The organism is Robiginitalea myxolifaciens (assembly GCF_900115205.1).
In the GTDB taxonomy this organism is placed as follows: Bacteria; Bacteroidota; Bacteroidia; order Flavobacteriales; family Flavobacteriaceae; genus Robiginitalea; species Robiginitalea myxolifaciens.
In genome coordinates, this window is record NZ_FOYQ01000002.1 from 75,176 (window position 1) to 99,381 (window position 24,206).

Consider the following 24,206-nt stretch of genomic DNA (forward strand, 5'->3'; position numbering starts at 1 on the left):
AACTATCTTAATTCCGCCCCCAGTTCTTTTTCGAAAGCGGTTTGCAGACGTTTCATAACTTTGTCGATCTGCTGATCCTTTAAGGTTTTTGCAGGGTCCTGAAGCAGAAAACTCACCGCGTAGGATTTGCGATCTTTGGGAAGGTTCTTTCCTTTATAAACATCGAAAAGCTGTACATCCTGAAGGAGTTTCTTTTCGGTTCTAAAGGCCAGGTCACGGACTTCACTGAATTGGGCACTATCGTCCAGTAAAAGCGCAAAATCCCTTCGCACTTCCGGAAACTTGGAAATAGGCTGATATGTAAAGTTCCTCGATGCGGCAATGGCTACCAATAAAGACCAATCCATATCGGCATAAACCACCTCTTGTTCAATGTCAAAGGCCGCGGTAAACTTTTTGTCAACCACGCCAAAACGCACCAGGGATTTTTTATCAGAGACTACCTCAAGACTTTCGGAGAACCGGCTATCTTCAACCGGCTTTTCCGTCCATTGATTTACCCCTAATCCTTCGAGCACTTGAAAGACCAATGACTTCAGGTGGAAGAATCCCAGTGCTCGGGACGTTTGCGTCCAATCGGATTGCGCACTTTTTCCACTTAAAAGAAGCGCTAAACGTTCCGATTCCCAGCGTTTCCCCTTGGACACGCCATAAATTTTACCGAACTCAAAAATCCTTAAGTCCGGATGTTGACGGTTCATGTTATGTACAAGTGCCTGCAAGCCGGAGAACAACATATCCTGTCTCAGCTGGGAAAGCTCCTTACCCAGAGGATTTAAGAGTTCAACGGGCTTATGGGCTGTATTGCCAAGTAATTCGTTGTGCGTTGGACTACACAGGCTATTGCCCAGGATTTCATAGCAACCCAAAGCCGCCAGGCGCTGGGTCAGGATTTCCCGTAATTGATGGGGTTCCTGTTGCCCAACCGGGTGAATGGAGGCGGTGATTTTTTCTTTATCCGGTATATTGTTATAACCGTATACGCGCAGAATTTCTTCGATTACATCCACATCCCGGGTAACATCTACCCGGTAAGAAGGTATCAGCAAGCCGAAGCCCGATTCGGTAACGCTTTTGACTTGAATATCCAGGGATGCCATAATCTCGATCAACGTATCCCTCGGGATCTCATCTCCGATGAGGCCATATATTTTTTCAAGGGAAAGGAAAACATTGCGTTCTGGGAATTTCTGCGGATAGAGATCTGTTAAGTCTGAGCTGATCTCTCCTCCGGCTAAGTCGCGGATTAGAATGGCAGCGCGCTGTAAGGCGTACTCCACCAGCTCAATATCGATTCCCCGCTCAAAGCGAAAGGAGGCATCGGTATTTAAACCATGGCGTTTTGCTGTCTTACGGACACTTACCGGATCAAAGTAGGCACTTTCCAGAAAGATGGACTTCGTGTGTTCGGTAACACCGGTATTGATTCCGCCAAAAACACCTGCAATGCACATGGGTTTTTCAGCGTCGCAAATCATCAGATCTTCGGCGTGGAGCTTTCGCATTTCCCCGTCCAGCGTCATAAATTCTGTACCTGCTGAAACGGTTTTAACGAGTACCTTCTTCCCGTGAATACGGTCTGCATCAAATGCATGTAAGGGCTGTCCCAATTCGTGCATCACGTAATTGGTGGCATCGACAACATTATTTATCGGGTTGAGCCCAATAGCGCGTAACCTGTTTTTAAGCCAATGCGGGGAATCTTCAATAATCAGGTTGGTCAGTGTAATCCCGGCATATCGGGGAGCCAGTGCGGGATTTTCTACCTCAATTTCGATCCGCAGGGAGCGGCTGTCTACCGCAAAACTGCTGAGCGAAGGAGTAATGAGCTCCTTGGAGATTTCTTTTCTTTTCAGGCCGGCTCTAAGGTCGCGTGCTACGCCAAAATGGCTCATGGCATCGGCCCGGTTCGGTGTAAGGCCTATCTCAAAGACATGATCGGTTTCAATTTCGAATATTTCGGCGCAGGGGGTACCCGGTTTGCGATCTGTTTCCAGTACCAGTATTCCTTCATGGCTGCTTCCCAGGCCCAGCTCATCCTCGGCACAGAGCATACCCTGGCTGAGTTCTCCCCGAATTTTCCCCTTTTTAACCTTCCAGGGCTCCGCGTTGGTGGGGTAGAGGGTAGCGCCGACAACGGCTACAGGTGCCTTTTGCCCTTTGGCCACGTTCGGAGCACCACATACAATTTGCAAGGGCTCTTCGTTACCGACGTCCACCTTACACAACTTCAGTCGATCGGCATTAGGGTGCTGCTCACATTCCACAACCTGGCCTACTACGATTCCCTCCAGGCCTCCCTGCACAGATTGGAACGTACTTATTCCTTCTACCTCCAGGCCAAGGTCGGTGAGCATTTCACCGATTTCAGCTACGGGCCGCTCGATCTCGAGGAATTGTTTTAACCAGTTGTATGAAATTTTCATGCAGCTACTTTAAGCGCACAAAGATAGGGTTAAGCAGGGAAATTAAAAGCGGGGCGGCTTAAATGATCGTCGACTTTCCCAATCCGATATTTTCCTGGTTCAGGCCGCGGAAATCATCGGAATCGCGAATATTACTTGCAATATAATGGCCAACGTCATCGGTTCCATATTTGCTATTGGGATCCAAATCCGGAGTGACGATTCCTTTCTTCAGCGAAAGGGTTACGGCACGGACAACCGCTTCGGCTTCCTCTTTGAGTTCAAAGTGGTCCAAAAGCATAGCCGCTGACAGAATTGATGCCACTGGATTTGCAATGTTTTTACCAGTAGCCTGGGGGTAGGACCCATGAATAGGTTCAAACATGGAGCTATCTTCGCCTACTGAGGCAGAAGGAAGTAATCCTATAGAGCCGCCTATGATACTGCCTTCATCGGAAATGATATCCCCGAACATATTTTCCGTGAGGATCACATCGAATTGGGAGGGGTTCAGGATAAGCTGCATGGCCGCATTATCTACGAAAAGGTAATCCAGGGTTACTTCCGGGTAACTTTCACCTATGCGGGTGACAACTTTTCTCCAGAGTCGCGAAGATTCCAGAACATTGGCTTTGTCGACAAGGGTGAGTTTTCCACGGCGCCCTTTGGCCGCCTTAAAGGCGAGGTGGGCAATCCGGCTGATTTCTTCTTCACTGTAAATACAGAGATCTGAAGCAACCGTACCATCTTCACTCAGGAATTTTTCACCGAAATAGATACCTCCGGTGAGTTCCCGATAGATTACAAAATCAGTACCCGTGATGCGTTCCTCCCGAAGCGGGGATTTTTCGATCAGGGTAGGGAAGATTTTAACTGGTCTGATATTACTAAACAACCCCAGTTCCTTACGGAGTTTCAACAAGCCTTGTTCAGGCCTTACCTTGGCGGTTGGATCATTGTCGAATTTCGGGTGTCCGATAGCCCCAAATAATACAGCGTCGGATTCTTTACAGAGTGCCAGCGTTTCATCCGGCAGCGGATCTCCTTGTTTGTCGATAGCGATAGCTCCAACCAGAGCCTCTGTAAAGCTGAATTCGTGTCCAAAGGTTTCCTCGACCGCCTGCAGTGTGGTTACTGCCTGGGCAGCGACTTCGGGGCCGATACCATCACCGGCTAATAAGGCTATTTTAAGTTTCATTAGGCTATGCTTTGTATAGTTACGTCTGCGGAACTGACAATTTCGTGAATATCCGCATCGTCAATCTCTTTTTTACGATCTGCGAATTTGAGGAATTCTTTATACACCTCGTCTAATTGGACTTTGGTTAATTCGTACCCTACTTTCTTCGCCCGATAGGCCAGGGCTGCCCTTCCGCTTCTTGCTGTCAGGACAATTGACGACTCCGTAACCCCGACTTCTTCCGGATCGATGATTTCGTAGGTCTCCCGATTTTTAATTACCCCGTCCTGGTGGATCCCGGAGCTATGGGCAAATGCATTAGATCCCACAATTGCTTTGTTGGGTTGCACGGGCATTCCCATTTTTTGGCTTACCATTTGGCTGGTACTATACAGCAGGCGGCTATTGATCGACGTGTCCAGATTCAGATAAGGATGCTGGCGCAGGATCATGACCACTTCTTCCAGAGAAGTATTACCGGCGCGTTCCCCGATACCATTGATGGTACATTCAATTTGACGCGCTCCGTTGATAACTCCTGAAATTGAATTAGCCGTGGCCAGACCAAGATCATTGTGGCAGTGGCAGGATAGGATTGCCTTTTCAATGCCCTTCACATTTTCTTTGAGGTACTTCATTTTTGCCCCGTATTCTTCAGGCAAACAGTAGCCCGTAGTATCCGGAATATTGAGCACGGTAGCCCCTGCTTCAACTACAGCCTCACAAACGCGGGCCAGATATTCGTTGTCGGTACGTCCCGCATCCTCCGCATAGAATTCTACATCTTCCACAAAGGTTTTGGCGTAAGAAACTGCCTGGACTGCGCGTTCGAGAACTTCCTCCCGATTCGATTTGAATTTGTGTTGAATATGAGAGTCTGATGTGCCTATTCCTGTGTGAATACGAGGCTTCTTGGCATATTTCAACGCCTCTGCGGCTACTTCGATATCCTTTTTAACGGCTCGTGTCAGGCCACAAACAGTAGCGTTTTTTACAATCTTGGCGATTTCTGAAACCGATGCGAAATCCCCGGGACTGGATATTGGAAATCCAGCTTCAATAATGTCGACTCCCAGGTTATCGAGGCGCTCTGCAATGATGAGTTTTTGTTCCGTATCCAGCTTACAACCGGGGACCTGCTCTCCATCACGTAGCGTAGTGTCAAAAATCTGTACCTTATCTTTGCTCATAGTCGATGCGTATAGTCTATCTAAGCGAAGATAAGGGGTAGGGGAGCATCCCTTGGATGACCCTGCACGCATTTACAATGCTGAGGAGTTCTAACAGGTAGTTAAACACTTGAATAACAGACATATAATAGGTATTTTTTACGATGACAAATGTCCATAAAGACGCTTTGTTTACTTTGGTCAAATCCCTCTCCAAATCGGAGAAGCGCCAGTTCAAATTATACGTTGGCCGATTGGGGGTAAATGCCGATGCCAAATTCCTGGCGCTCTTTAATTTATTGGATAAACTACGCAGCTATGACGAGCGTCAAATCCTGGAGAGCGGTATTGTCAAGAAATCACAGCTTTCCAACTTAAAGGCACACCTGTACAAGCAGATCCTGGTCAGTTTGCGATTGAACCCGGTAAACCAGAATATCCGCGTTCAGCTCAGAGAACAACTGGATTTTGCTTCTATCCTCTATCAGAAAGGGTTGTATCGTCAGAGTTTGAAAATCCTCGAAAAAGTTAAGGGTCAGGCAATTGCAGTAGAAGAAAAAAACCTGGCCTACGAAGTTGTTGAGCTCGAAAAGATCATTGAAAGCCAATACATTACCCGCAGCCTTCCGGATCGGGCCAGGGAGCTGACTTCCCAGGCACGAGAACTCACTGAGCTGAATAATATCACCAGCGCCCTTTCAAACCTCAGCCTGCAGCTTTACGGCATGATGCTGAAAGTGGGTTATGTCCGAAACGACAGCGATCACCACAAGGTTATGGATTATTTCGACAGCCACTTGCCGGAATTCAGACTGGAGGATTTGGGCTTTCGCGAGAAGCTCTGGCTGTACAAGGCGCACCTTTGGTATTCTTTCCTGATTCAGGATTTTCTTTCGGCCTATAAGTATTCCAGTAAGTGGGTGGATTTGTTTTATGAGCATCCGCAGATGATCAATCTCAATCCTGTCTTTTTCCTCAAGGGGAACAATTACCTGATGGAATCCTTGTTCTTTGTTAAATACAGCACCCAGTTCCGAGCCACCCTGCAGCGGCTTGAAGCCCAGGTGGAATCCAGGGATTTTCCGAAAAACGACAATGTCGCTTCCCTGAGTTTTCTCTATCTCAATGCCAATAAACTGAATTTGCATTTCCTGGAAGGGACCTTTGAAAAAGGGTTGAAGCTGGTGCGCATTGTGGAGTACGGTATAAACAAACACAAAAGCCGTTTAGACGAGCATCATATCATGCTCTTTTACTATAAGATAGCGTGTCTGTACTTTGGGGTGGGCGACCATAAATCCTGTATTCAGTATCTCAAGAAAATCATCAATAACAAGAACCTGAAAGTACGGGAAGACCTCATGTGTTTTGCCAGGGTGCTCAGCCTGGTGGCGCATTATGAAGCCGGCATGGATTACCACCTGGAACTGCAGCTTAAAAGCACGTATAAATTCCTCCTGAAAATGAATGATCTCCATGAAGTTCAGTGGGAAATGATCGTATTTCTGCGCAAAATGGGGTCGATCTATCCGCATGAGCTCAAAGATGCCTTCCAGGAACTCTACGATCGCCTGAAACCCTTTGAGAATCATCCGTACGAGAAACGCGCTTTCCTCTACCTTGATATCCTTTCCTGGCTCGAAAGCCATCTGCACGGCCGCCCAGTGGCGGAAATTATTCGCGAGAAAGCCCTTGCGCTTACCCGTTAGGAATTTAGTCTTGTGAAATGGGTTATTTCCCGGCCCTATTGAGATTGTCCCGGGGAGTAATTCTGGATCAGCTTATCCTGTAAATCCAAAAACCCTTCTTCTCGGGCCATGGTGCGCACTTTGGCGGGATCAAAATTCCCCTGGATATACAAAAGAGATCCTTTTAGTTCGGAGTTGTTAAATATCAGAATATCACGAACCGTTTTACCGCGTTCGCGGATAGCTACCACGTTGCGCTTGGGGCCATCATTTTTTCTGAAGATCTCAATAAAGGAGCCCGAGGTCAGTTGATTAAACTGCTGATTCATGTCCTGTAGCCCCGCTGTTTTGACGGCTGGTAATTGAATGAACCTCAAATCTGTAGTTGTTCCGAAAAATGAATCCATTTCCGGAGAAATGCCCCGCAAGGCATAAAACATAATCGGAGGTACCCGGAAGGCCAGAACCTGATCGTCGTCTTTATGCTTATTGTAGAACGCATCAAGGCTGCGCGGTGTGCCGCAGGAGGAAAGCAAGAAGGCAAGCAGGAGGAGGTAGCTAAAGTATTTCATGGTACTATGTGTTTATTCAAGTAAGGATCCACTAGGTGCAGGCAGACCAGAGAACTTCGTCCGGATAAGGAGCTTCAATAGCTACCTCAGTACCAGCTACGGGATGCGTAAAGGTAAGGCGTTTAGCGTGCAGGTGGATGCTGCCGTCCGGATTGCTCCGGGGAGCCCCGTACTTCAGATCCCCGCGAATCGGGCATTTCAAAGCTGCAAGTTGGGCGCGGATTTGATGGTGCCTTCCGGTTTCCAGGGTAATCTCCCATAGATAATGCCGTTCCAGTTTCCGCAGGATGCGATAGTGCAGGACCGCCTTTTTTCGTTTTCCCCCTGGTTTGCCGTAGGCAAAAGATTTATTCTTTTGCGGGTTTCTTTCCAGGTAGTGTTCCAGGGTTCCTGAAGCTTCCTCGGGGACGTGCTGCGTAATGGCGTGGTACGTTTTATTGGTTTTTCCGCTGGCGAATAATGCATTCATCCTGCTGAGGGCCTTGGAGGTACGGGCGAAAATGACAATTCCGCTGGTAGGCCGGTCAATCCTATGGATGACTCCCAGGAAAACCGCCCCGGGCTTATTGTATTTCACAGCGATGTACTGTTTTACCACCTCGCTCAGTGGGGTATCCCCGGTTTTATCGCCCTGCACGATGTCCCCTGCGCGTTTTCCAACGGCGATAAGGTGGTTATCCTCATAGAGGACTTGAAGGTTTTCCGGAGTACTGCGGGACATAGCGTGGTTCTTCGACGGCCCCCGCCTTAGTATTGTTCCTGCTCGTTGGGAAAGTCTTTGGCCTTGACATCCGCAACATAGCGTCCTATGGCTGCCCCCATGTCTTCATAGAGGTTCATGTAACGCCTTAAAAATCGCGGGTTGAATTCGTGGGTCATGCCCAGGAGGTCATGGATTACCAGTACCTGGCCATCCGCGTCGCCACCGGCACCGATTCCGATAGTTGGAATGGTTAGTTTGCTGGAAACGTTCTTTGTGAGTTCCGCGGGAATTTTTTCAAGAACTATGGAGAAACAGCCCAGTTTTTCGAGCAATCTGGCATCGCGCATGAGTTTCTCGGCTTCCGCCTCGGCTTTTGCACGTACCGTGTACGTTCCGAATTTATAGATACTCTGAGGGGTAAGTCCGAGGTGTCCCATTACGGGAATCCCTGCATGCAGAATTCGTTTAACGGATTCTTTTATTTCTTCCCCGCCTTCCAGCTTTACGGCATGGGCTCCACTCTCCTTCATAATTCTGATCGCAGAACGCAAAGCCTCTTTGGGATCGCTTTGGTATGAGCCAAAAGGCAGGTCCACCACTACTAATGCCCGATTGACGGCACGAATAACCGAGCTGGCATGATAGATCATCTGGTCAAGGGTTATCGGGAGGGTTGTTTCATGACCAGCCATGGTATTACTTGCGGAATCACCTACCAGGATAACATCGACGTTGGCGGCATCCACAATCTTGGCCATAGAATAATCATAGGCGGTTAGCATGGATATTTTCTCTCCCTGAAGCTTCATTTCTCCCAGGGATTTAACGGTAACCCGCTTATACTCTTTCTTCGCTATGGACATCTCGTGTTTTTTTGCCAGGGATAAAAATAAGGATTTTTGGCCCGGCCGGTTCCCAGTAGAATTTTCCTTAATTTGTCGCAGACCGGGTTCACTCAATTTACGCTTTTGTTCAAGGGCCCGGGGAGATCAAAAAACGAAACCCATGCACAAAACACTACTCTTACTCTTCCTGCTGCCCCTGTGTACTATCAACGGCCAAACCCATAGCGAAGGCGATGTACGGCAGGCTATTGATGATTTTTTCGAATACTTCCACCAACAGGACACCGTTACGCTCAGAGCCATGCTTGCCGATGACGTTCAACTCCGGAGCATTAGTCGGAACAGGGAAGGGGAGATCCAGATGCGGGCGCAACCCATGGATAATTTCCTGGTATCCCTGGCCTCCATTCCGGACACCCTGAGCTTTCAGGAAAAACTACTGGATTATCAAATTGCGATCGACGGGGATATGGCAACGGCATGGACGCCATATGAATTCTATCTGGGGGGTAATTTCAGCCACTGTGGCGTGAATGCCTTTCAACTCTATCACGATGGTTCAGGCTGGCGCATCATTGCCCTTGCCGATACGCGCAGAAGGGCAGGGTGTAAGGATTAGCAATCGCTGAGGTTTACGCCTATAGCCAATCCCCCTTCCGAGGTTTCCTTGTATTTTGAATTCATATCCCGGGCTGTTTCCCACATGGTCCGAACGACCTTGTCGAAGGGTACTTTAGTAGTCTCCGGATTGCATTCCAGTGCGAGTTCAGCTGCATTGATCGCCTTGATGGCCCCCATGGAATTCCTTTCGATACAGGGTACCTGCACCAATCCGCCAATGGGGTCACAGGTAAGTCCCAAATGGTGTTCCATAGCAATCTCGGCGGCTGCCAGTACCTGGCCAGGAGTACCACCCAACAGCTCTGTGAGTGCTCCCGCAGCCATGGCGGCAGACACGCCTATTTCGGCCTGGCATCCTCCCATGGCCGCTGATATTGTAGCCCCCTTTTTAAAAAGACTGCCGATTTCCCCGGCAACCAACAGAAACTGCCGGATTTCTTTGGATCCCGCCTTGTGGTTTTCAATGACCAGGTAATACATCAGTACCGCAGGAATAACCCCGGCGCTTCCGTTGGTAGGAGCGGTTACAATCCTCCCGAGATTGGCATTTACTTCGTTGACCGCTATAGCGAAGCAACTAACCCATTTGAGAATTTGACGAAACTGGACCGTGGTCTTTCTGATCGAATTGGGCCAGTCTTCAGGCCCGGTATAAGACGTTGAGCCTTTCAGACGCTCATAAAGTTCGGGCGCCCGCCGCTTCACGTTGAGCCCCCCGGGTAGGATTCCAGGCTCGTGACAGCCTTCGTAAATTGAGCTGAGCATGGTATCCCAAATCCTATCCAACCCCGCTTCAATTTCTTCCCCACTTCGCAGGGATCGTTCATTTTCCCAGACAATCTCAGAGATTTGCTTTCCATCGCGCTTGCAGTGTTCCAATAATTCGATACCGGTTTCCACAGGGTGGGGAAATTGTTGGAATAACAGGGCTTTTTTCTTTCCCCTTTTCCGCTCCTTACTCACTACGAAACCACCTCCTATAGAATAATAGGTTTTGGAAAGCTCCCTGCCATTCTTTAGACGCGCTTTAAAGGTTAGGGCATTTGCATGGAAGGGCAAAAATTCCCTTAAAAAACAGAGACTGGTAACGGGATCGAATATTACCGTGTGTTCCCCCTTGAGGGCTAATTTTTTTTGATCCTTGATTTTGGCAATAGCTTCCGGGATGGCAGCCGTTGGATAAGTAGTCGGATCAGCGCCACTCAATCCCATCAGAATGGCGACGTCGGTGGCATGCCCCTTGCCGGTTAAAGAAAGCGACCCGTAAATCAATACCCGGAGTTCTTTAACCGCTTCAAGACCAGGTCCTGATTCCAGGGCGCGGAGAAAGCGCTCAGCTGCACGCCAGGGGCCCAAAGTATGGGAGCTAGAAGGACCAATACCTACCTTGAGCATATCGAATACACTAATGCATTCTACCTCTTTGGCAATGGGCTGTTCGTTCATTAATGGTTTGGCTTTGACAGCTAAGGTACAACCTCCATCCGGGATTTAAATCATCTGATTTTGTGACAGTATGTCAGGTTTGTACCAATGGCATATTGTTTGACATATCCAGAGCGAGATTAGAAAGCAATCACTAATTATAAGATTCATAAAATGAGTAAGATTATTGGAATTGACCTGGGTACTACAAACTCCTGCGTCTCCGTGATGGAGGGGAATGAGCCTGTGGTAATCCCCAACGCCGAAGGAAAGCGCACAACTCCTTCTGTTATTGCCTTTGTTGAAGGTGGGGAGATTAAAGTGGGGGATCCCGCGAAACGACAGGCAGTAACCAATCCACATAAAACTATTTATTCCATCAAGCGCTTCATGGGGAATAAGTATTCCGAATCCAAAACGGAAGCAGAGCGCGTACCTTACGAGGTGGTAAAAGGCGATAACGATACCCCGCGGGTAGACATCGACGGTCGCAAATACACCCCTCAGGAATTGTCTGCAATGATTTTGCAGAAAATGAAAAAAACTGCCGAGGATTATTTGGGGCAAAGCGTGAGCCGTGCGGTTATTACGGTACCTGCCTACTTTAATGACTCCCAGCGCCAGGCAACCAAAGAAGCCGGTGAGATAGCGGGCCTTACTGTAGAACGTATCATCAATGAACCTACCGCGGCCTCCCTGGCTTACGGTTTGGATAAAAAGGATACCGATCAGAAAATCGTGGTTTTTGACTTCGGTGGGGGAACCCATGACGTTAGTATTCTCGAACTTGGAGATGGGGTGTTCGAAGTACTCTCTACAGACGGAGATACCCACCTGGGCGGGGACGATGTAGATCAAAAAATCATCGACTGGTTGGCCGAGGAATTCAAGAGTGAAGAAGACATGGACCTCCGCAAGGATGCTATGGCCCTTCAAAGACTTCGCGAAGCTGCAGAGAAAGCGAAAATCGAACTTTCCTCCTCCAGTCAGACAGAAATCAATTTACCATATATCACGGCAACTGCCAGTGGTCCTAAGCACTTGGTGCGTCAGTTGTCTCGAGCCAAATTCGAGCAATTGATTGCCGATTTGGTGAAGCGTACCATTGAACCATGCGCGGCTGCGCTCAAAACCGCAGGATTGTCAAAGAGTGATATCGACGAGATTATCCTTGTTGGAGGATCTACGCGTATCCCTGCAGTTCAGGAAGCGGTAGAAAAGTTTTTCGGGAAGAAACCTTCCAAAGGAGTAAACCCGGATGAAGTAGTTGCCGTTGGAGCAGCGATACAGGGTGGGGTACTCACAGGTGATGTTAAAGATGTTCTCCTGTTAGATGTTACGCCACTGTCTCTGGGTATTGAAACCATGGGCGGCGTTTTCACCAAGCTCATCGACGCCAATACCACGATTCCTACCAAGAAATCACAGGTATTCTCAACAGCGGCCGATAATCAGCCTTCTGTAGAAATCCATGTGCTTCAGGGAGAACGTTCCATGGCCACGGATAACAAGACCATTGGTCGCTTCCACCTGGATGGAATTCCACCTGCACCAAGGGGAATGCCTCAAATCGAGGTAACCTTCGATATCGACGCCAACGGAATTATTAAAGTTTCAGCGACGGATAAAGCTACCAACAAGACGCAGGATATCCGCATCGAGGCTTCTTCAGGACTTACCGAAGAAGAAATCGAGCGAATGAAAGCGGAAGCGGAGGCTAATGCCGAAGCCGACAAGGAAGCCAAAGAACGCGCCGACAAACTCAACGAAGCCGACAGTATGATTTTCCAGACTGAGAAGCAGCTTGGGGAGTTTGGGGACAAGCTTTCCGCCGATAAAAAGGAGGCGATCGAGGATGCCCTGGGTGAGTTGAAAACGGCTTATGAGAGCAAGGATCTGGATCAGATTGCTCCGGCCCTTGAGAAAATCAACGAGGCGTGGAAGAATGCCTCCGAGGAAATGTACAAGGCTCAGGCTGAGGCACAGGCTGGTGAAGCCGGTGCCGCTGACTCGGCAGAAGGATCCACTTCAGAAAATACGGAGGGAGACAATGTCGAAGATGTAGATTTCGAAGAAGTGAAATAATAGTAACGCCAATCATGCGTTAGGGTAAAGGGCAGAAGTTTTTCTGCCCTTTTTTATTTGGCATATTCCTTGCTTAGTCTTTGCTGGTGATCAACTACTTTTGAAGTATGAAACAATTTTCCTCCTGTTTAATTCTTTTATTGACCTTCCTGTTCCTGCAAGGGCTACATGCGCAAGAGCCGGAGCGGTTTACCCTTAAGGATTTTCAATTGAGGGGGCCCGTTAAAACGTGTGTGGTCAAAGCCAACTACGGGGAAGAGACCTTTGAGTTCGACGAGGAGGGCCGTCTGACACGATCGGTAACGCGCTTCAATGAACAGGATTACGACATCACTATTTACAAATATGACGCGGGAAGATTAACAGAGCGCCGGGATGAGGTATACCGGGAGGGACGTTTTGATGCGCAAACCTCTATGGCCCACATTTACAAGGCCGATAGTACGCGCTCGGCGATTTCCGAGGTTATTCTCTCTTACGACCAGAGCTATCAGGAGCAGAAGGAAAGTTTTTTCGATTCCGAAGGCAAGATAATCCGTAAGGTGCGGACCGATTACGATGGGACTGACGAGGTCCTGGTGGAATATTCCCAATACAAGGATGAGCTCACTGCGACCTACACGCGTAACGGAAATATGATCAAAACGGTGAGAAGCTCTTCAAGAAAGGGAAACCAGGGAACTATTTCCGTGGAACTGGTCAAAGAATTTGAGGGAGGTCAGCCCGTAAAGGCGGTAGAAACATGGCGCGATCAGGACAACAATACGCTCAAAGAAACGCACTTTGAATATCTAATTGAGGAGGAAAGCTTTAAACCCGTATCGCAGACTACCTATACCTATGATTCGGAAGGTTTTCCCGAGTCTGTGGTAAAAAAGTCCCTGAGGGAAGCGGATAAGGACGACGAACCTGTAATACAGGAGTTTATTTACCAAATGGACGGCAATAAAATCGGGAACTGGGTGCGCAAGGTTACCACCCCGGAAAACAGCATTATAGTCCGGTCTATAACCTATTACTCCGGCGAGTCCGGGACTGCTGACGAATCCGGAAATCGCTAGGGTAAAGCTCCCCAATTCCGTACCTTTAACGCATGGAAGAATATCGGGAAAAAATTCTAAAAGTCTGTAACGAGGTGTGCGCCAATACACTAATGGAAACCCTCGAAATCAAATTCGTAGATGTCGGGGAGAACTACCTTACGGCAGAAATGCCGGTTGGCCCTAAAGTTCATCAGCCGGATGGCATTTTACACGGAGGAGCCTCCGTTGCCCTTGCAGAAAGTGTTGCCAGTGCGGCCTGCTATGTATTCTTTGATGCTTCTGAGGTGGCCATCCGGGGTGTCGAGATAGCGGCAAATCACCTGCGGAGTGTACGCCAGGGAGTAGTAAGCGCCCGTGCATCACTACTGCACCGCGGACGTACACTGCAATTATGGGATATCGCGATTACCGACCAGGAGAACCGACTGATTTCCAAATGTAAACTCACCACCATTGCCCTCCCCAAAAAAGCTTAAGTTCAAGAAGTTACTGGGATTGCTCGCTGAGCATCAGGCCGATGAACTTCCTTTCGCGGTTTTTTGTAAACCCGGAGAGGACACGGTCAACGCCCTGCTCCAAACGGATACGGAACTGGTGTTAGACCCAAAACTGACCGGTTCTGGTTTCCACCTGGCCCCTTTTAGTACGGGTGAACCCGCCGTGCTTATCCGCCCCGATTTTTATTATGCCGCCCCATTGAGCGGATCCGCTGTTCCCCCGGTAGCAACTGAGATCCCGGAAGACCCGGCAGCACGTGAAATTTATAGCAATGCGGTAGCCCAAGCCCTGGACCGGATACTCGATGGTCAACTGCAGAAAGTGGTGTTGTCCCGGCGATTTTCTGTTGATTTTCCTTTGGATGTATTGCAGTTTACAGAACGATTGCTACTCAGTCACCCAGAGAGTTTTCGCTTTATCTGTTATCATCCGCAAGTCGGTATATGGGCGGCTGCGACTCCGGAAACACTCCTGAATTACGATGGATTTAACGCCAGGACCATGGCACTTGCAGGAACCAAACCTGCCGGGGAAGAGATGCCTGTCTGGTCCGACAAGGAACGCAGTGAACAGGCCCTTGTTTATGACCATATCCGGAAATGCTTCGCGGAAGTGGGTGTCCAGGATATCGCCGAAGAGAGCAATACCTTGCGCGCTGGCACCCTCTGGCATCTGAATACAACTTTTTCCGCAAGCCTGGAACCCCCGGCCGCTCGTGCATTGTTGCGGCAGCTTCATCCTACACCTGCTGTTTGCGGAACGCCACTCGAAAGGGCTTTGGAACTCATCGAAATGCTGGAGAATTACGATCGGGAATATTACACGGGTTTTGCCGGCCCCAGCGGCCTCGATGGGGAGGAGCATTTTTCCTATTACGTGGTCTTGCGATGTCTCCAGATTCGCAATAACCGGGCACTGGTTTACGTAGGAGGTGGTATTGTTTCCGGTTCTGTACCGGATGCAGAATGGTCCGAAACTGTAGCTAAAGGCGCTACCATGCTTTCCCTCTTACAAGAGCAGGGAGATTCCATGGAATAGCGGGTCGGTGTTCGTACCTTTGTACTCCAATGAAGTTTACTGCAATTCCAGCTGCTCATCTTGTCGTTGCTCAGTGCAAGGCCCAGGGAATCCGACAGATCGTAATTTCACCCGGATCCCGTAATGCCCCATTAATTCTTGGCTTTACCTCAGATCCCTATTTTGACTGCTTCAGCGTGGTCGATGAACGAAGCGCTGGTTTTTTTGCCATGGGTCTGGCCCAGCAAAGTGGTCTTCCTGCTGCCCTGGTCTGTACCTCTGGCAGTGCCTTGTTAAATTACTACCCAGCTGTAGCAGAAGCTTATTATTCGCGTATCCCGCTGCTCGTCCTTTCCGCCGACCGGCCTCCTTATAAAATTGACATCGGAGATGGACAAACAATCAGGCAGGAAGGCGTATTCGAAAAACATATTGGATTTCAGGCCCAGATACATCAGGATGCTACCCACGTGACCCAGAAGTTGCGCTGGATTATGGATCCGGAGGATACTTCACGGATCATTCCAGCTCAGGATTTGCCGAAAGGGGAGGGCTTGAAGGAACTTCAAAAAGCTATTGAAACGGCAAATTACAGTCTTATTAATCAGGCCCTGGGGGTGGCCAAAAATCAGCTGCTACCCGTTCACCTGAATATTCCTTTTGAAGAGCCTTTATACGATCTTACCTCAGTTCCTCCCGTCTCAAATGAAAGCTCCGTTAAAGCGTCCAGCACAGGTGAATTTGACATCGCTGGGAACGAAACAGTCGTGGAATGGGATGTGCTGCAAGCGCGCTGGAACGCGAGCCCCAGAATTATGATACTTGCCGGGGCCATGCCTCCTGATAGTCTAAGTGACGAGATACAGGGGCAATTGGCAGCCGACCAGGCGGTTTTGGTCCTGACCGAAACTTTATCCAACCTGAATGCTCCGGAATTTTTCCCGAGTATTGACAGTATCATAGCTCCCATAGAACTCAAGGATTCTGGCTCAGGGGACAGGGAATTGCTGCAGCCCGATCTCCTGATCACCATGGGCGGGATGATCGTTTCGAAAAAAATCAAGCAATACTTGCGACGTTTTCGACCATCAGCGCACTGGCATGTAGATCCGTTCCATGCCAACGACACCTTCTATACCCAACCCAAACATATTAAACTAAGCCCACAGGCCTTTTTCGAAGAACTTTTTCATAGAAATAATACCGAACTTCCCAAGGCAGCCGCTAAAGTGGATGCTGTTCCGGCTTACCGAACCTATTGGGATGGCGTTAAGGATCATTATCGGAAGCTGAGGAGCGCCTATTTGCAGACCATACCCTTCTCGGATTTCAAAGCTTTTGCTTTACTAAGCGAAGCCCTGCCTGAACAGGCGACTATTCAGTTGGCCAACAGCTCTACGGTCCGTTACGCCCAACTGTTCGACCGCAAGCCCGGACATCGGGTTTTCGGCAATCGGGGGACTAGTGGGATCGAAGGGAGTACTTCAACCGCAGTGGGGGCTGCCATTAACGCCCCAACCCCCACCGTATGCATCAGTGGGGATCTCAGCTTTTTCTACGATATCAATGGCCTTTGGAACAAGTATTTACCCCCTGATTTCAAAATGGTGGTGCTCAATAATGGGGGAGGAGGGATCTTCCGGATTTTGCCGGGGTTCAAGGAAGGTGAGCAGTTTGAGCAATACTTTGAGACCACCCACGGTACCGATGTCGCGGCAGTCTGTGCCTTGCACGGGCTGAAATATCACTTGGCTTCTGATGAACAGGGGCTTGTCAGTGCCCTGAAAACCTTCTTTAACAGCAGCCAAACTCCTCAGCTTTTGGAGATCAGAACACCCCGGGTGGAGAACAACAAAATTTTGCTCGCTTACTTCGATTTCCTATCTTAGGGCAAACTATAGTTTAAGTAATTAACACTAATCTTATTATGAGTAAACGAGATGAGCTTATTCAGCAGTACGCTGCCGATATCAAGGAAAAATTCGGGGAGTCTGCTGACATGGATCTGCTGACAAAAGTCGCTATCGGTCTGGGCCCTGCAATCTACAATGCCGATGCTTCCAAAGTATCCGGATCTGACAGTAAGGAGCTGGAAACGGTAAAAAAGAACTTCCTGATGGGCAAATTAGGGCTTTCAGACAGTCCTGCATTAATGGATGGCATCAACGCCGTAATCGATCGCTACGGGCGTTCAGAGCGCAACAAATACCGTGCGGTGGTTTACTACATGCTTGCCAAGCATTTCAAGAAAACATCGGTGTACAATTAGTACCCCGGAATAACCTATTTTTGAACCGTTCCATAAGGGACGGTTTTTTTATGCCCGAACGGGACCAGAGCGGGACCAGATACATAACCATTTAAGCAAGAAAACAATTGAATCCATCCGATAAAATAGAACTGGGAAAGTGGTGCTCCCTGGAAATCATGCGAGACACCCGCGTAGGTTGCTACCTGTCGGACGGTACCGATGAAATACTGCTACCCCTCAAATATGTTCCCGATACTTGTGAGCCGGGGGATAAGCTTACGGTTTTTTGCTATCTGGACAACGAACAACGCCCCATCGCTACCACGCTGGAACCACTTATTAGCCGCAACGAATTCGGATGGCTTCAGGTTGCTGAAACCAACCAGTTCGGGGCCTTTATGGAATGGGGCCTGGAGAAGCATCTTTTGGTACCCTTCAGAGAGCAAGCTACCCCGATGGTTGCCGGCAAGCATTATCCGGTATACTGTTACCTCGACCCAAAATCAGGTCGTCTGGCGGGTTCCTCCCGCTTGGAACGCTTCTTGAGCAATGAGGGTATCCTGCTCAAATCCCGGGACGAGGTGGAGATTTTCTGTTACCGTCAAACGGATCTCGGCTATGAGGTCGTAATAAACTCCCGACACAAAGGATTGGTTTTCAAAGATCAGGTCCATGCAACCTTTGGTCCGGGTTCGCGCCGGAAGGCATATATCAAATCGGTCAGAAAAGACGGGAAGATCGATGTGGTACTGGAACCCCTGGGTCACCAAAAATTGGAACCTGCTGCAGAACGAATTTTTGAAGCCCTCGAGGCGGCAGGTGGAAAGCTTAATCTGCACGACAAATCCGATCCGGAAGCGATAAAAGCCAGCCTGCAAATGAGTAAAAAACTCTTTAAACGCGGGGTAGGTATTCTCTATAAAGCCGGTAAAATTGAGCTCGGGACAGACGGGATTTCAATTAAGGCTGGATCCTGAAAATTCAAAAGCCAGCGGCAACGCCTATTTCCACCCTTTTATTTTGTTGGAACTGCGCATTTTAGTTACATTTAGCAAAATTTAACAAAAGGGTTTCCCCATGCCATTTATAGAGGAAAACGATCTTCTGGAGCTGCACAAGGATATCGACAAGGCGCAGATCATCAACGAGCGCTTGTTGGATCAGATCAAATTCAAAAACCGGGAACTTAAGCGTGCCCGGCTCCAACGAAATATTTTTGGAGTAATTACGGCAATCTTCTTTATCGGAAGTCTTGCCCTGGGATCTTTTGCCTTCGGTCTTTCTTCCAGTCCTCAAACTTCGGACATGGATTATGTCAATGTAAGCTGGGATAGTTTGGATGTGATTAAGCGCCGTATGGACAACCTGCGGCAGCAAAACGAGGAGCTCAGTCTGGTTCGGGAATTCTACCTGGCCAAGAACTTCCTGGAAAAGGAAAAGATTTATTCCGTTCAGGTAAAGGCCTTCGTCGATAAAAACCTGAACCTCGCGTCGGAATCCCTCAGCAATACCCTGTTTGTTAAGACCAATCCATTTTATTCCTATTCCCTCGGGAATTTTGAAACCCTGGAAGAAGCCCAGAAATTCAGAACAGAATTAGTGAGTATGGGCTTTAAAGATGCCTTTGTGGCTTCTTATAAAGAGGGTAAGCGAATTGCTATTGAAGATCCCAACTAGCTCTTGAAAAAAATTGGACTCTGGATCCGGGCTGCGCGTTTGCGTACCCTTCCGCTTTCCCTGGCGGGTATCTTGGCCGGGACCGCCCTGGCGTATGCTGCAGGGTACCAGGATAATCTCCTGTTCTTACTTACTCTTGCGACCACATTAGCCTATCAGATCACTTCAAATTTTGCCAATGACTATGGGGATGGGGTGAAGGGAACCGACAATGAAAACCGGATTGGTCCGCAGCGTGTGCTGCAGAGCGGCGCTTTGCAACCGGCCGAAATGAAACGGGGGATTATCATTGCTGCGGTGATTAGCGGCTTGTTAACCCTGGGGACCTTGCTGCGTGCCTTTAGCGCAGAAGATAGCCAACTCTGGCTGGTTTTTGCCTTACTGGGCCTGTTTGCCATTTGGGCTTCTATAAAATATACCGTCGGTTCTGATGCTTACGGCTATCGTGGTCTAGGCGATTTATTTGTGTTCCTCTTTTTCGGTTTATTAAGTGTTTTGGGCACCTACTTTTTGTATGCCCGTGCAATTGCCCTTGACGTTGTTTGGGTAGCTGTCGCAGTTGGTTGCCTTTCGGCAGCTGTCCTCAACTTAAATAATATGCGGGATATAAATTCGGATCGTACCAGTGGCAAAAGAACCCTTGCTGTACTGCTCGGGTTTCAAAAAGCACGTCTCTATCACTGTGCATTAATTACCCTTGCCTTTTTGGCTATGATCCTGCATGTGGGAGCCTCAAACGACAGCATATTCGCCTATTTACCCTTGCTGCCCTTTGTGATATTGGCAATTCACTTGTTGAAAGTAATGCGGACAGGGCGCCCGGAAAATTTGGATCCTGAACTGAAAAAAGTAGCATTGAGCACCTTTTTTATAGGCCTGCTGCTGCTACTTGTTAACCGATTTTTTTTATAAATTTGAGGGGAAGTAACCCGCTAAAACCGAGCGATTTTGGAACAACCGATTAAAATACTGATCGTAGAAGACAACGTAATCATTGCAGATGACATGCAATCCATGCTGGAAGAAATCGGCTATGAGATTGTAGACAATGTAATCGTTTACGAACAAGCCGAAGAGGTCCTTCGCAGCAAACAGGTCGATCTGGTGTTAATCGATATTATCCTCGCTTCTGATAAAACCGGGATTGATCTGGGCAAACACATTCGTGAGAATTACGACATCCCATTCATTTTCGTGACCTCAAACTCGGATCGGGCCACAGTGGAAAACGCCAAGACTGTTCAGCCAAATGGGTATTTGGTTAAGCCGTTTGAACAACAGGACCTGTACACTTCTATCGAGATTGCGCTTTCGAATTTTGTACAGAGCAAGGAAAAGCCGCGTCCTACCAGTTCTTCAGCACCTGACAGTACAGCTGATGTTGGATCGGGATCTGTCCTGAAGAACTCCATCTTTGTGAAGAAGCAACATCTGTACTACCGCATTCAGTTCGAGGACATCATGTTTATCAAAGCCGACAATGTCTATTTGGAGGTAAATACTGTAGACAAGAAATTCCTGGTGCGTTCCCCTTTAAAGGACTATCTCCAGAAACTCCCACAGGACAAGTTTTATCGCGCGCACAAGTCCTACATTGTAAACGTGGACCATATTGACGCGATCAACTCTAAGGATATTATGATTAATAATACCTTAATCCCTATTTCCAAAGACTTTAAAGAATTCATCATCTCTGCGATGAATTCCTAAGGAAACAGGACTTTTTCGTTTTCACAACACTTTTCAGATAGTTGACAACAATTTGTTGGCAAGTACAGGCTGTGCCCGTAGTTTAGTCTTCGAATTAAGGGATTAATTTTTTTCATTTTCATATAGTGTTCTCGTAAAAGGGTCTTGTCGGAATTCGGCAAGGCTCTTTTTAGTTTGGGACAGACGGTTAGTGGGGGGATAAACGGTGAATTTTATCGATGAAATGCATCCCTTGCGCTGAAAAAAGGATTTCACAACAAGAATCGGCCCCTTTACAACAAAATTCAGAACCGCTTTAATTCCCCTACTATTTTTGAGAAGTCTTTATAATAGTAAAGAACCCAAATCTTACTGTTGGATCGAAAGGCTATGCCATGCGCATAGCCTTTTTTCTTTTATCCTTAACCCAAATGATTATTCCGTGGCCGCTGACCACACATTAAATTGCCTTTACAACAATAAATAGGGAAAGCGGCGAGGATATACTATGTTTGATATTGGATAAAGCGTGTAGGGCAAATTCATGAAATTATTTAAAATCTTCGGGCTATGGGCCACGCTATCGCTGTGCGGGATAAGCCTGTACGGACAGGATTTGCCTGCCGAAGGGTTGAACAGCCTGCAGACCTATCGCGAGCTACCCGATTCCCGGGAGCGGCTAAATTACTTCCTTAAAGAAGCCGACCGCTATGCATCGCAATCGCCTTACGACTGGTTGGATCAGGTAAACGTTGATCTTAACACCGCGGCCCAAAAGCAGGATACCACCGCCTTACGCATCTACCGATATATCCAGGCATCCCTGTACTACGATTTAGGAGATTACAACAAGAGTGTTTCCATTGCCAATGATCTCTTTCTGGAGGTAGACAAGAAGGATACCACGAGCCTGCAAATTGTACTGGACCTTATTGACCAGAATTACGGGCAACTCAAATTCTCAGACAAGCAAATCGAAATCCGTAAGAAGAAGCGGGATTTGGGGCTGGTTGAAAACATTTCCTTCTACGATATCTATGCCGATTTAGGCCTCTATCGCAAGGCATTACGCAGTTACATTACCGAGCAGAAAAAGAATGTCGACAATTCTGATCTTTTTCAGCTGGCCAACTACAACAATACCATTGGGGAGTTCATGCTCAAAGATAATACGGCAGCTGCAGCCCTTACTTATTTTAAGAAAGCTCAGGGTTACCTGAGTGTTTACTCCAATGATATCAACGAGGTTCGCACAGAGCGTGAAAAGGCCGAAGCCGATCTCCTGGAGGCCAGAATCGATGGGAATATCGGGCGTTCCCATGTAAAACTCACCCAATACCGGGAAGCACTGCCATTTCTCGAAACCAGTATCGCCTATCTGGAGGATATGAAGGAAGAGCATGTTCATCGGGATCTGGACGAAAATATTCTTGCCCTTGCAAAAGCTCACCTGGAACTAGACAATCTCGAAAAGGCTGTTGAATACCTCGGAGTCCAGCATCTTACGGACGATGCCGACTTGCGCATGAAACGCAACCTCCTCCTCTCGAGCTATTACCATATGGTAGGGGATTTTGAGAATGAGGTAGATCGCCTCAGGCAAAACGTCAGAATTCAGGATTCCCTGGACCGGTCGAGCCTGGAGCTGAATAAGCAACAACTCATTGCGGTGACCGCGGAAGGAGAGCTCGAAGACTCCCGTCTGGTAAATGATGCCTTAAAGAAGGAAGTGGAAATAGGTCGCGCAGAGCTGCAGGCTCAGGATATGCGGATTAACCTCGTATTCATTTCCCTGGTCTTTACGCTTTTGGGACTCGTCGGGATGGTGTACGCCTACATGAAGAGTATTAAGAACCAAAGGCTTATCGCGGAACAGAAACAAATCATTTCGGACGCGTTGGTAGAAAAAGATTCCCTGCTCAAAGAAATACACCACCGCGTTAAGAATAACCTGCAGATGGTGAGTAGTCTGTTAAGTCTGCAGACAAAAAACACGCGTAGCCGTGCGGCCATTGAGGCCCTGGAGGAAGGGAAGACGCGGGTAAAGGCCATGGCCTTGATTCACCAAAAACTCTATCAGAACGACGACTTGTCCGTGATTGAGATGCAGGGCTATATCGAAAGCCTGATCAATAGTGTACAGTCGGTTTTCAAAAAAGGCGGACACCGGATTACCATTACGATCGATGCCGAAGATGTTGAACTGGATATCGATCGGGCTATTCCATTTGGTTTAATCCTCAACGAATTAGTCTCGAATTCCTTTAAATATGCCTTCCCGGATCCGGAACAGGAGGGGCAGATTTATATACACATTCGCAAAAATGGTGAAGGGGGATTCTTTGAATATACCGACAATGGCGTTGGGCTCTCCGAAGATTCCGAGGAGCGCGCCAATAATTCCATGGGAATTCGCCTCATCAAGAGACTTGTAAACCAACTGCAATCTACCCTGAACACAGATAAAACAGCTCAGGGGGTACGCTTCTGGTTCAATTTCAAATAACAGGCCAGACGATTAAGTTGCCTACACCACCTGGCTCCGGAGGACTACCCGATGCAGGAGTTTCGGAAAGAAACGCTTTAACCAGATTCCCGATGTCTCCCTGCCTCCGATATACGCTTCCCATTTGCCTTTTTGGATTGCCTTCCACATTCGTTTTGCAAATTCTTCCGGCGGGACTCCTGCTTCAGTGGCCTTGTCCTGCTTATCCTGGGCAGTCCCATCTCCTGTCAGTGCGTTAAATGCAATTTCGGTTTGAACAAAACCAGGACAAATCAGGCATACTTCTATCCCATCTTTTTGGTGTTCCATACGCAATACATCAAAAAATCCGTGGAGGGCATGCTTGGCCCCGCAATAACCTGATCTCAGAGGGGATCCAAATTTACCCATCAGACTGGTTACAGTTACAAAAGAACCCTTGCCACGTTCCAGAAAATAGGGGAGGAGCGCCTTGGTGAGCGCAACGGTTCCCAGGTAATTGACTTCAATCAATTGTCGGTACACGGCCATTTGCGTATCCGAAATCAGCGAACGTTGGCTGATGCCTGCATTGTTAATCAGGATGTCGATGCCGCCAAAAAGTTCCCATGCTTTTTGGGCCAGAGCGGGCATGGTTTCCGATGCGCCCAGATCCATGGGCAAGATGGCTACGTTTTCACCAGATTCACATTGACCCTGCACCCGCTGTAGTTTTTCGGTATTCCTCCCGGAAAGAACGAGACGGTGCCCTTCTTGGGCCAGCAAACGTGCCAGGGCTGCACCGATTCCCGAAGAGGCGCCGGTAATCCAAATGGTTTTGATTTCAGAAGCCATTTTTACTGATTTATGGCTT

21 protein-coding genes are annotated in these 24,206 nt (G+C 48.2%); 13 read left to right on the forward strand and 8 right to left on the reverse strand.

Annotation, left to right across the window (positions count from 1 at the left end):
* Positions 1–2: 2 nt before the first annotated feature.
* Genes pheT through BM318_RS08455 form a run of 3 tightly spaced genes read right to left on the reverse strand, consistent with a single transcriptional unit; the run spans position 3 to position 4,775 of the window.
* Positions 3–2,426, reverse strand: a complete 2,424-nt coding sequence (gene pheT / locus BM318_RS08445; protein WP_092982193.1) for a phenylalanine--tRNA ligase subunit beta — start codon at positions 2,424–2,426, stop codon at positions 3–5.
* A 58-nt stretch (positions 2,427–2,484) separates the two neighbouring features.
* Positions 2,485–3,603: a 3-isopropylmalate dehydrogenase gene (leuB, locus tag BM318_RS08450; RefSeq protein WP_092982194.1), complete on the reverse strand. Its 1,119-nt coding sequence runs from the start codon at positions 3,601–3,603 to the stop codon at positions 2,485–2,487.
* On the reverse strand, positions 3,603–4,775 hold the full coding sequence (locus BM318_RS08455; protein ID WP_092982195.1) for a 2-isopropylmalate synthase: 1,173 nt from the start codon (positions 4,773–4,775) through the stop codon (positions 3,603–3,605). The genes leuB and BM318_RS08455 overlap by 1 nt, the downstream gene beginning before the upstream one ends.
* Before the next feature lie 143 nt (positions 4,776–4,918).
* Here BM318_RS08455 and BM318_RS08460 point away from each other — a divergent pair, with 143 nt between their 5' ends.
* The gene (locus tag BM318_RS08460; RefSeq protein ID WP_092982196.1) at positions 4,919–6,463 is read left to right on the forward strand and encodes a hypothetical protein; all 1,545 of its coding nucleotides are present in this window, start codon (positions 4,919–4,921) and stop codon (positions 6,461–6,463) included.
* Positions 6,464–6,498: 35 nt separating this feature from the next.
* Here the strand turns inward: BM318_RS08460 and BM318_RS08465 are convergent, their stop codons facing one another.
* From BM318_RS08465 to panB, 3 genes are read right to left on the reverse strand one after another with little or no spacing between them, the layout of a single operon-like run.
* Positions 6,499–7,014 carry a DUF4252 domain-containing protein gene (locus tag BM318_RS08465; RefSeq protein WP_092982197.1) on the reverse strand — a complete coding sequence of 172 codons (516 nt, stop codon included), beginning with the start codon at positions 7,012–7,014 and terminating at the stop codon, positions 6,499–6,501.
* Between the two features lie 31 nt (positions 7,015–7,045).
* A complete protein-coding gene (locus BM318_RS08470; RefSeq protein WP_092982198.1) occupies positions 7,046–7,735 on the reverse strand; it encodes an RluA family pseudouridine synthase in 690 nt (229 codons plus the stop codon).
* A 26-nt stretch (positions 7,736–7,761) separates the two neighbouring features.
* A complete protein-coding gene (panB, locus tag BM318_RS08475) occupies positions 7,762–8,580 on the reverse strand; it encodes a 3-methyl-2-oxobutanoate hydroxymethyltransferase (protein ID WP_092983443.1) in 819 nt (272 codons plus the stop codon).
* A gap of 142 nt (positions 8,581–8,722) precedes the next feature.
* On the opposite strand from panB, the gene BM318_RS08480 reads away from it, so the two are divergent.
* Complete coding sequence (locus BM318_RS08480) at positions 8,723–9,181, forward strand: 3-methyl-2-oxobutanoate hydroxymethyltransferase (RefSeq protein WP_092982199.1); 459 nt, start codon at positions 8,723–8,725, stop codon at positions 9,179–9,181.
* On the opposite strand, the gene BM318_RS08485 is transcribed toward BM318_RS08480, so the two are convergent.
* The gene (locus tag BM318_RS08485; protein WP_245759790.1) at positions 9,178–10,629 is read right to left on the reverse strand and encodes an L-serine ammonia-lyase; all 1,452 of its coding nucleotides are present in this window, start codon (positions 10,627–10,629) and stop codon (positions 9,178–9,180) included. The genes BM318_RS08480 and BM318_RS08485 overlap by 4 nt on opposite strands.
* Before the next feature lie 153 nt (positions 10,630–10,782).
* On the opposite strand from BM318_RS08485, the gene dnaK reads away from it, so the two are divergent.
* The 11 genes from dnaK to BM318_RS08540 all read left to right on the forward strand — a co-directional run bounded on the left by dnaK (position 10,783) and on the right by BM318_RS08540 (position 23,374).
* Positions 10,783–12,693, forward strand: a complete 1,911-nt coding sequence (dnaK, locus tag BM318_RS08490; protein WP_092982200.1) for a molecular chaperone DnaK — start codon at positions 10,783–10,785, stop codon at positions 12,691–12,693.
* A gap of 107 nt (positions 12,694–12,800) precedes the next feature.
* Positions 12,801–13,754, forward strand: coding sequence for a hypothetical protein (locus tag BM318_RS08495; RefSeq protein ID WP_092982201.1), 954 nt, complete (start codon positions 12,801–12,803; stop codon positions 13,752–13,754).
* 32 nt (positions 13,755–13,786) lie between these two features.
* The gene (locus tag BM318_RS08500; protein ID WP_092982202.1) at positions 13,787–14,212 is read left to right on the forward strand and encodes a PaaI family thioesterase; all 426 of its coding nucleotides are present in this window, start codon (positions 13,787–13,789) and stop codon (positions 14,210–14,212) included.
* Positions 14,190–15,272, forward strand: coding sequence for a chorismate-binding protein (locus tag BM318_RS08505; protein WP_092982203.1), 1,083 nt, complete (start codon positions 14,190–14,192; stop codon positions 15,270–15,272). Before BM318_RS08500 ends, BM318_RS08505 begins: the two co-directional genes overlap by 23 nt.
* A gap of 29 nt (positions 15,273–15,301) precedes the next feature.
* Complete coding sequence (gene menD, locus BM318_RS08510) at positions 15,302–17,140, forward strand: 2-succinyl-5-enolpyruvyl-6-hydroxy-3-cyclohexene-1-carboxylate synthase (RefSeq protein ID WP_092982204.1); 1,839 nt, start codon at positions 15,302–15,304, stop codon at positions 17,138–17,140.
* 38 nt (positions 17,141–17,178) lie between these two features.
* Positions 17,179–17,520: a DUF2853 family protein gene (locus tag BM318_RS08515; RefSeq protein WP_092982205.1), complete on the forward strand. Its 342-nt coding sequence runs from the start codon at positions 17,179–17,181 to the stop codon at positions 17,518–17,520.
* 107 nt (positions 17,521–17,627) lie between these two features.
* The gene (locus BM318_RS08520) at positions 17,628–18,479 is read left to right on the forward strand and encodes a CvfB family protein (protein WP_245759791.1); all 852 of its coding nucleotides are present in this window, start codon (positions 17,628–17,630) and stop codon (positions 18,477–18,479) included.
* Between the two features lie 100 nt (positions 18,480–18,579).
* Positions 18,580–19,179 carry an SPOR domain-containing protein gene (locus tag BM318_RS08525; RefSeq protein ID WP_092982206.1) on the forward strand — a complete coding sequence of 200 codons (600 nt, stop codon included), beginning with the start codon at positions 18,580–18,582 and terminating at the stop codon, positions 19,177–19,179.
* A gap of 3 nt (positions 19,180–19,182) precedes the next feature.
* Positions 19,183–20,091 (forward strand): 1,4-dihydroxy-2-naphthoate octaprenyltransferase, encoded by a 909-nt coding sequence (gene menA / locus BM318_RS08530; RefSeq protein ID WP_092982207.1) that lies wholly within the window; start codon positions 19,183–19,185, stop codon positions 20,089–20,091.
* Between the two features lie 36 nt (positions 20,092–20,127).
* Positions 20,128–20,889: a LytR/AlgR family response regulator transcription factor gene (locus BM318_RS08535; protein ID WP_092982208.1), complete on the forward strand. Its 762-nt coding sequence runs from the start codon at positions 20,128–20,130 to the stop codon at positions 20,887–20,889.
* Positions 20,890–21,412: 523 nt separating this feature from the next.
* Complete coding sequence (locus tag BM318_RS08540; protein ID WP_092982209.1) at positions 21,413–23,374, forward strand: sensor histidine kinase; 1,962 nt, start codon at positions 21,413–21,415, stop codon at positions 23,372–23,374.
* A gap of 21 nt (positions 23,375–23,395) precedes the next feature.
* Here BM318_RS08540 and BM318_RS08545 read toward each other — a convergent pair whose 3' ends face one another.
* Entirely contained in the window at positions 23,396–24,187 is a 792-nt protein-coding gene (locus tag BM318_RS08545; protein ID WP_092982210.1) for an SDR family oxidoreductase, read from the reverse strand.
* Positions 24,188–24,206 lie beyond the last annotated feature (19 nt).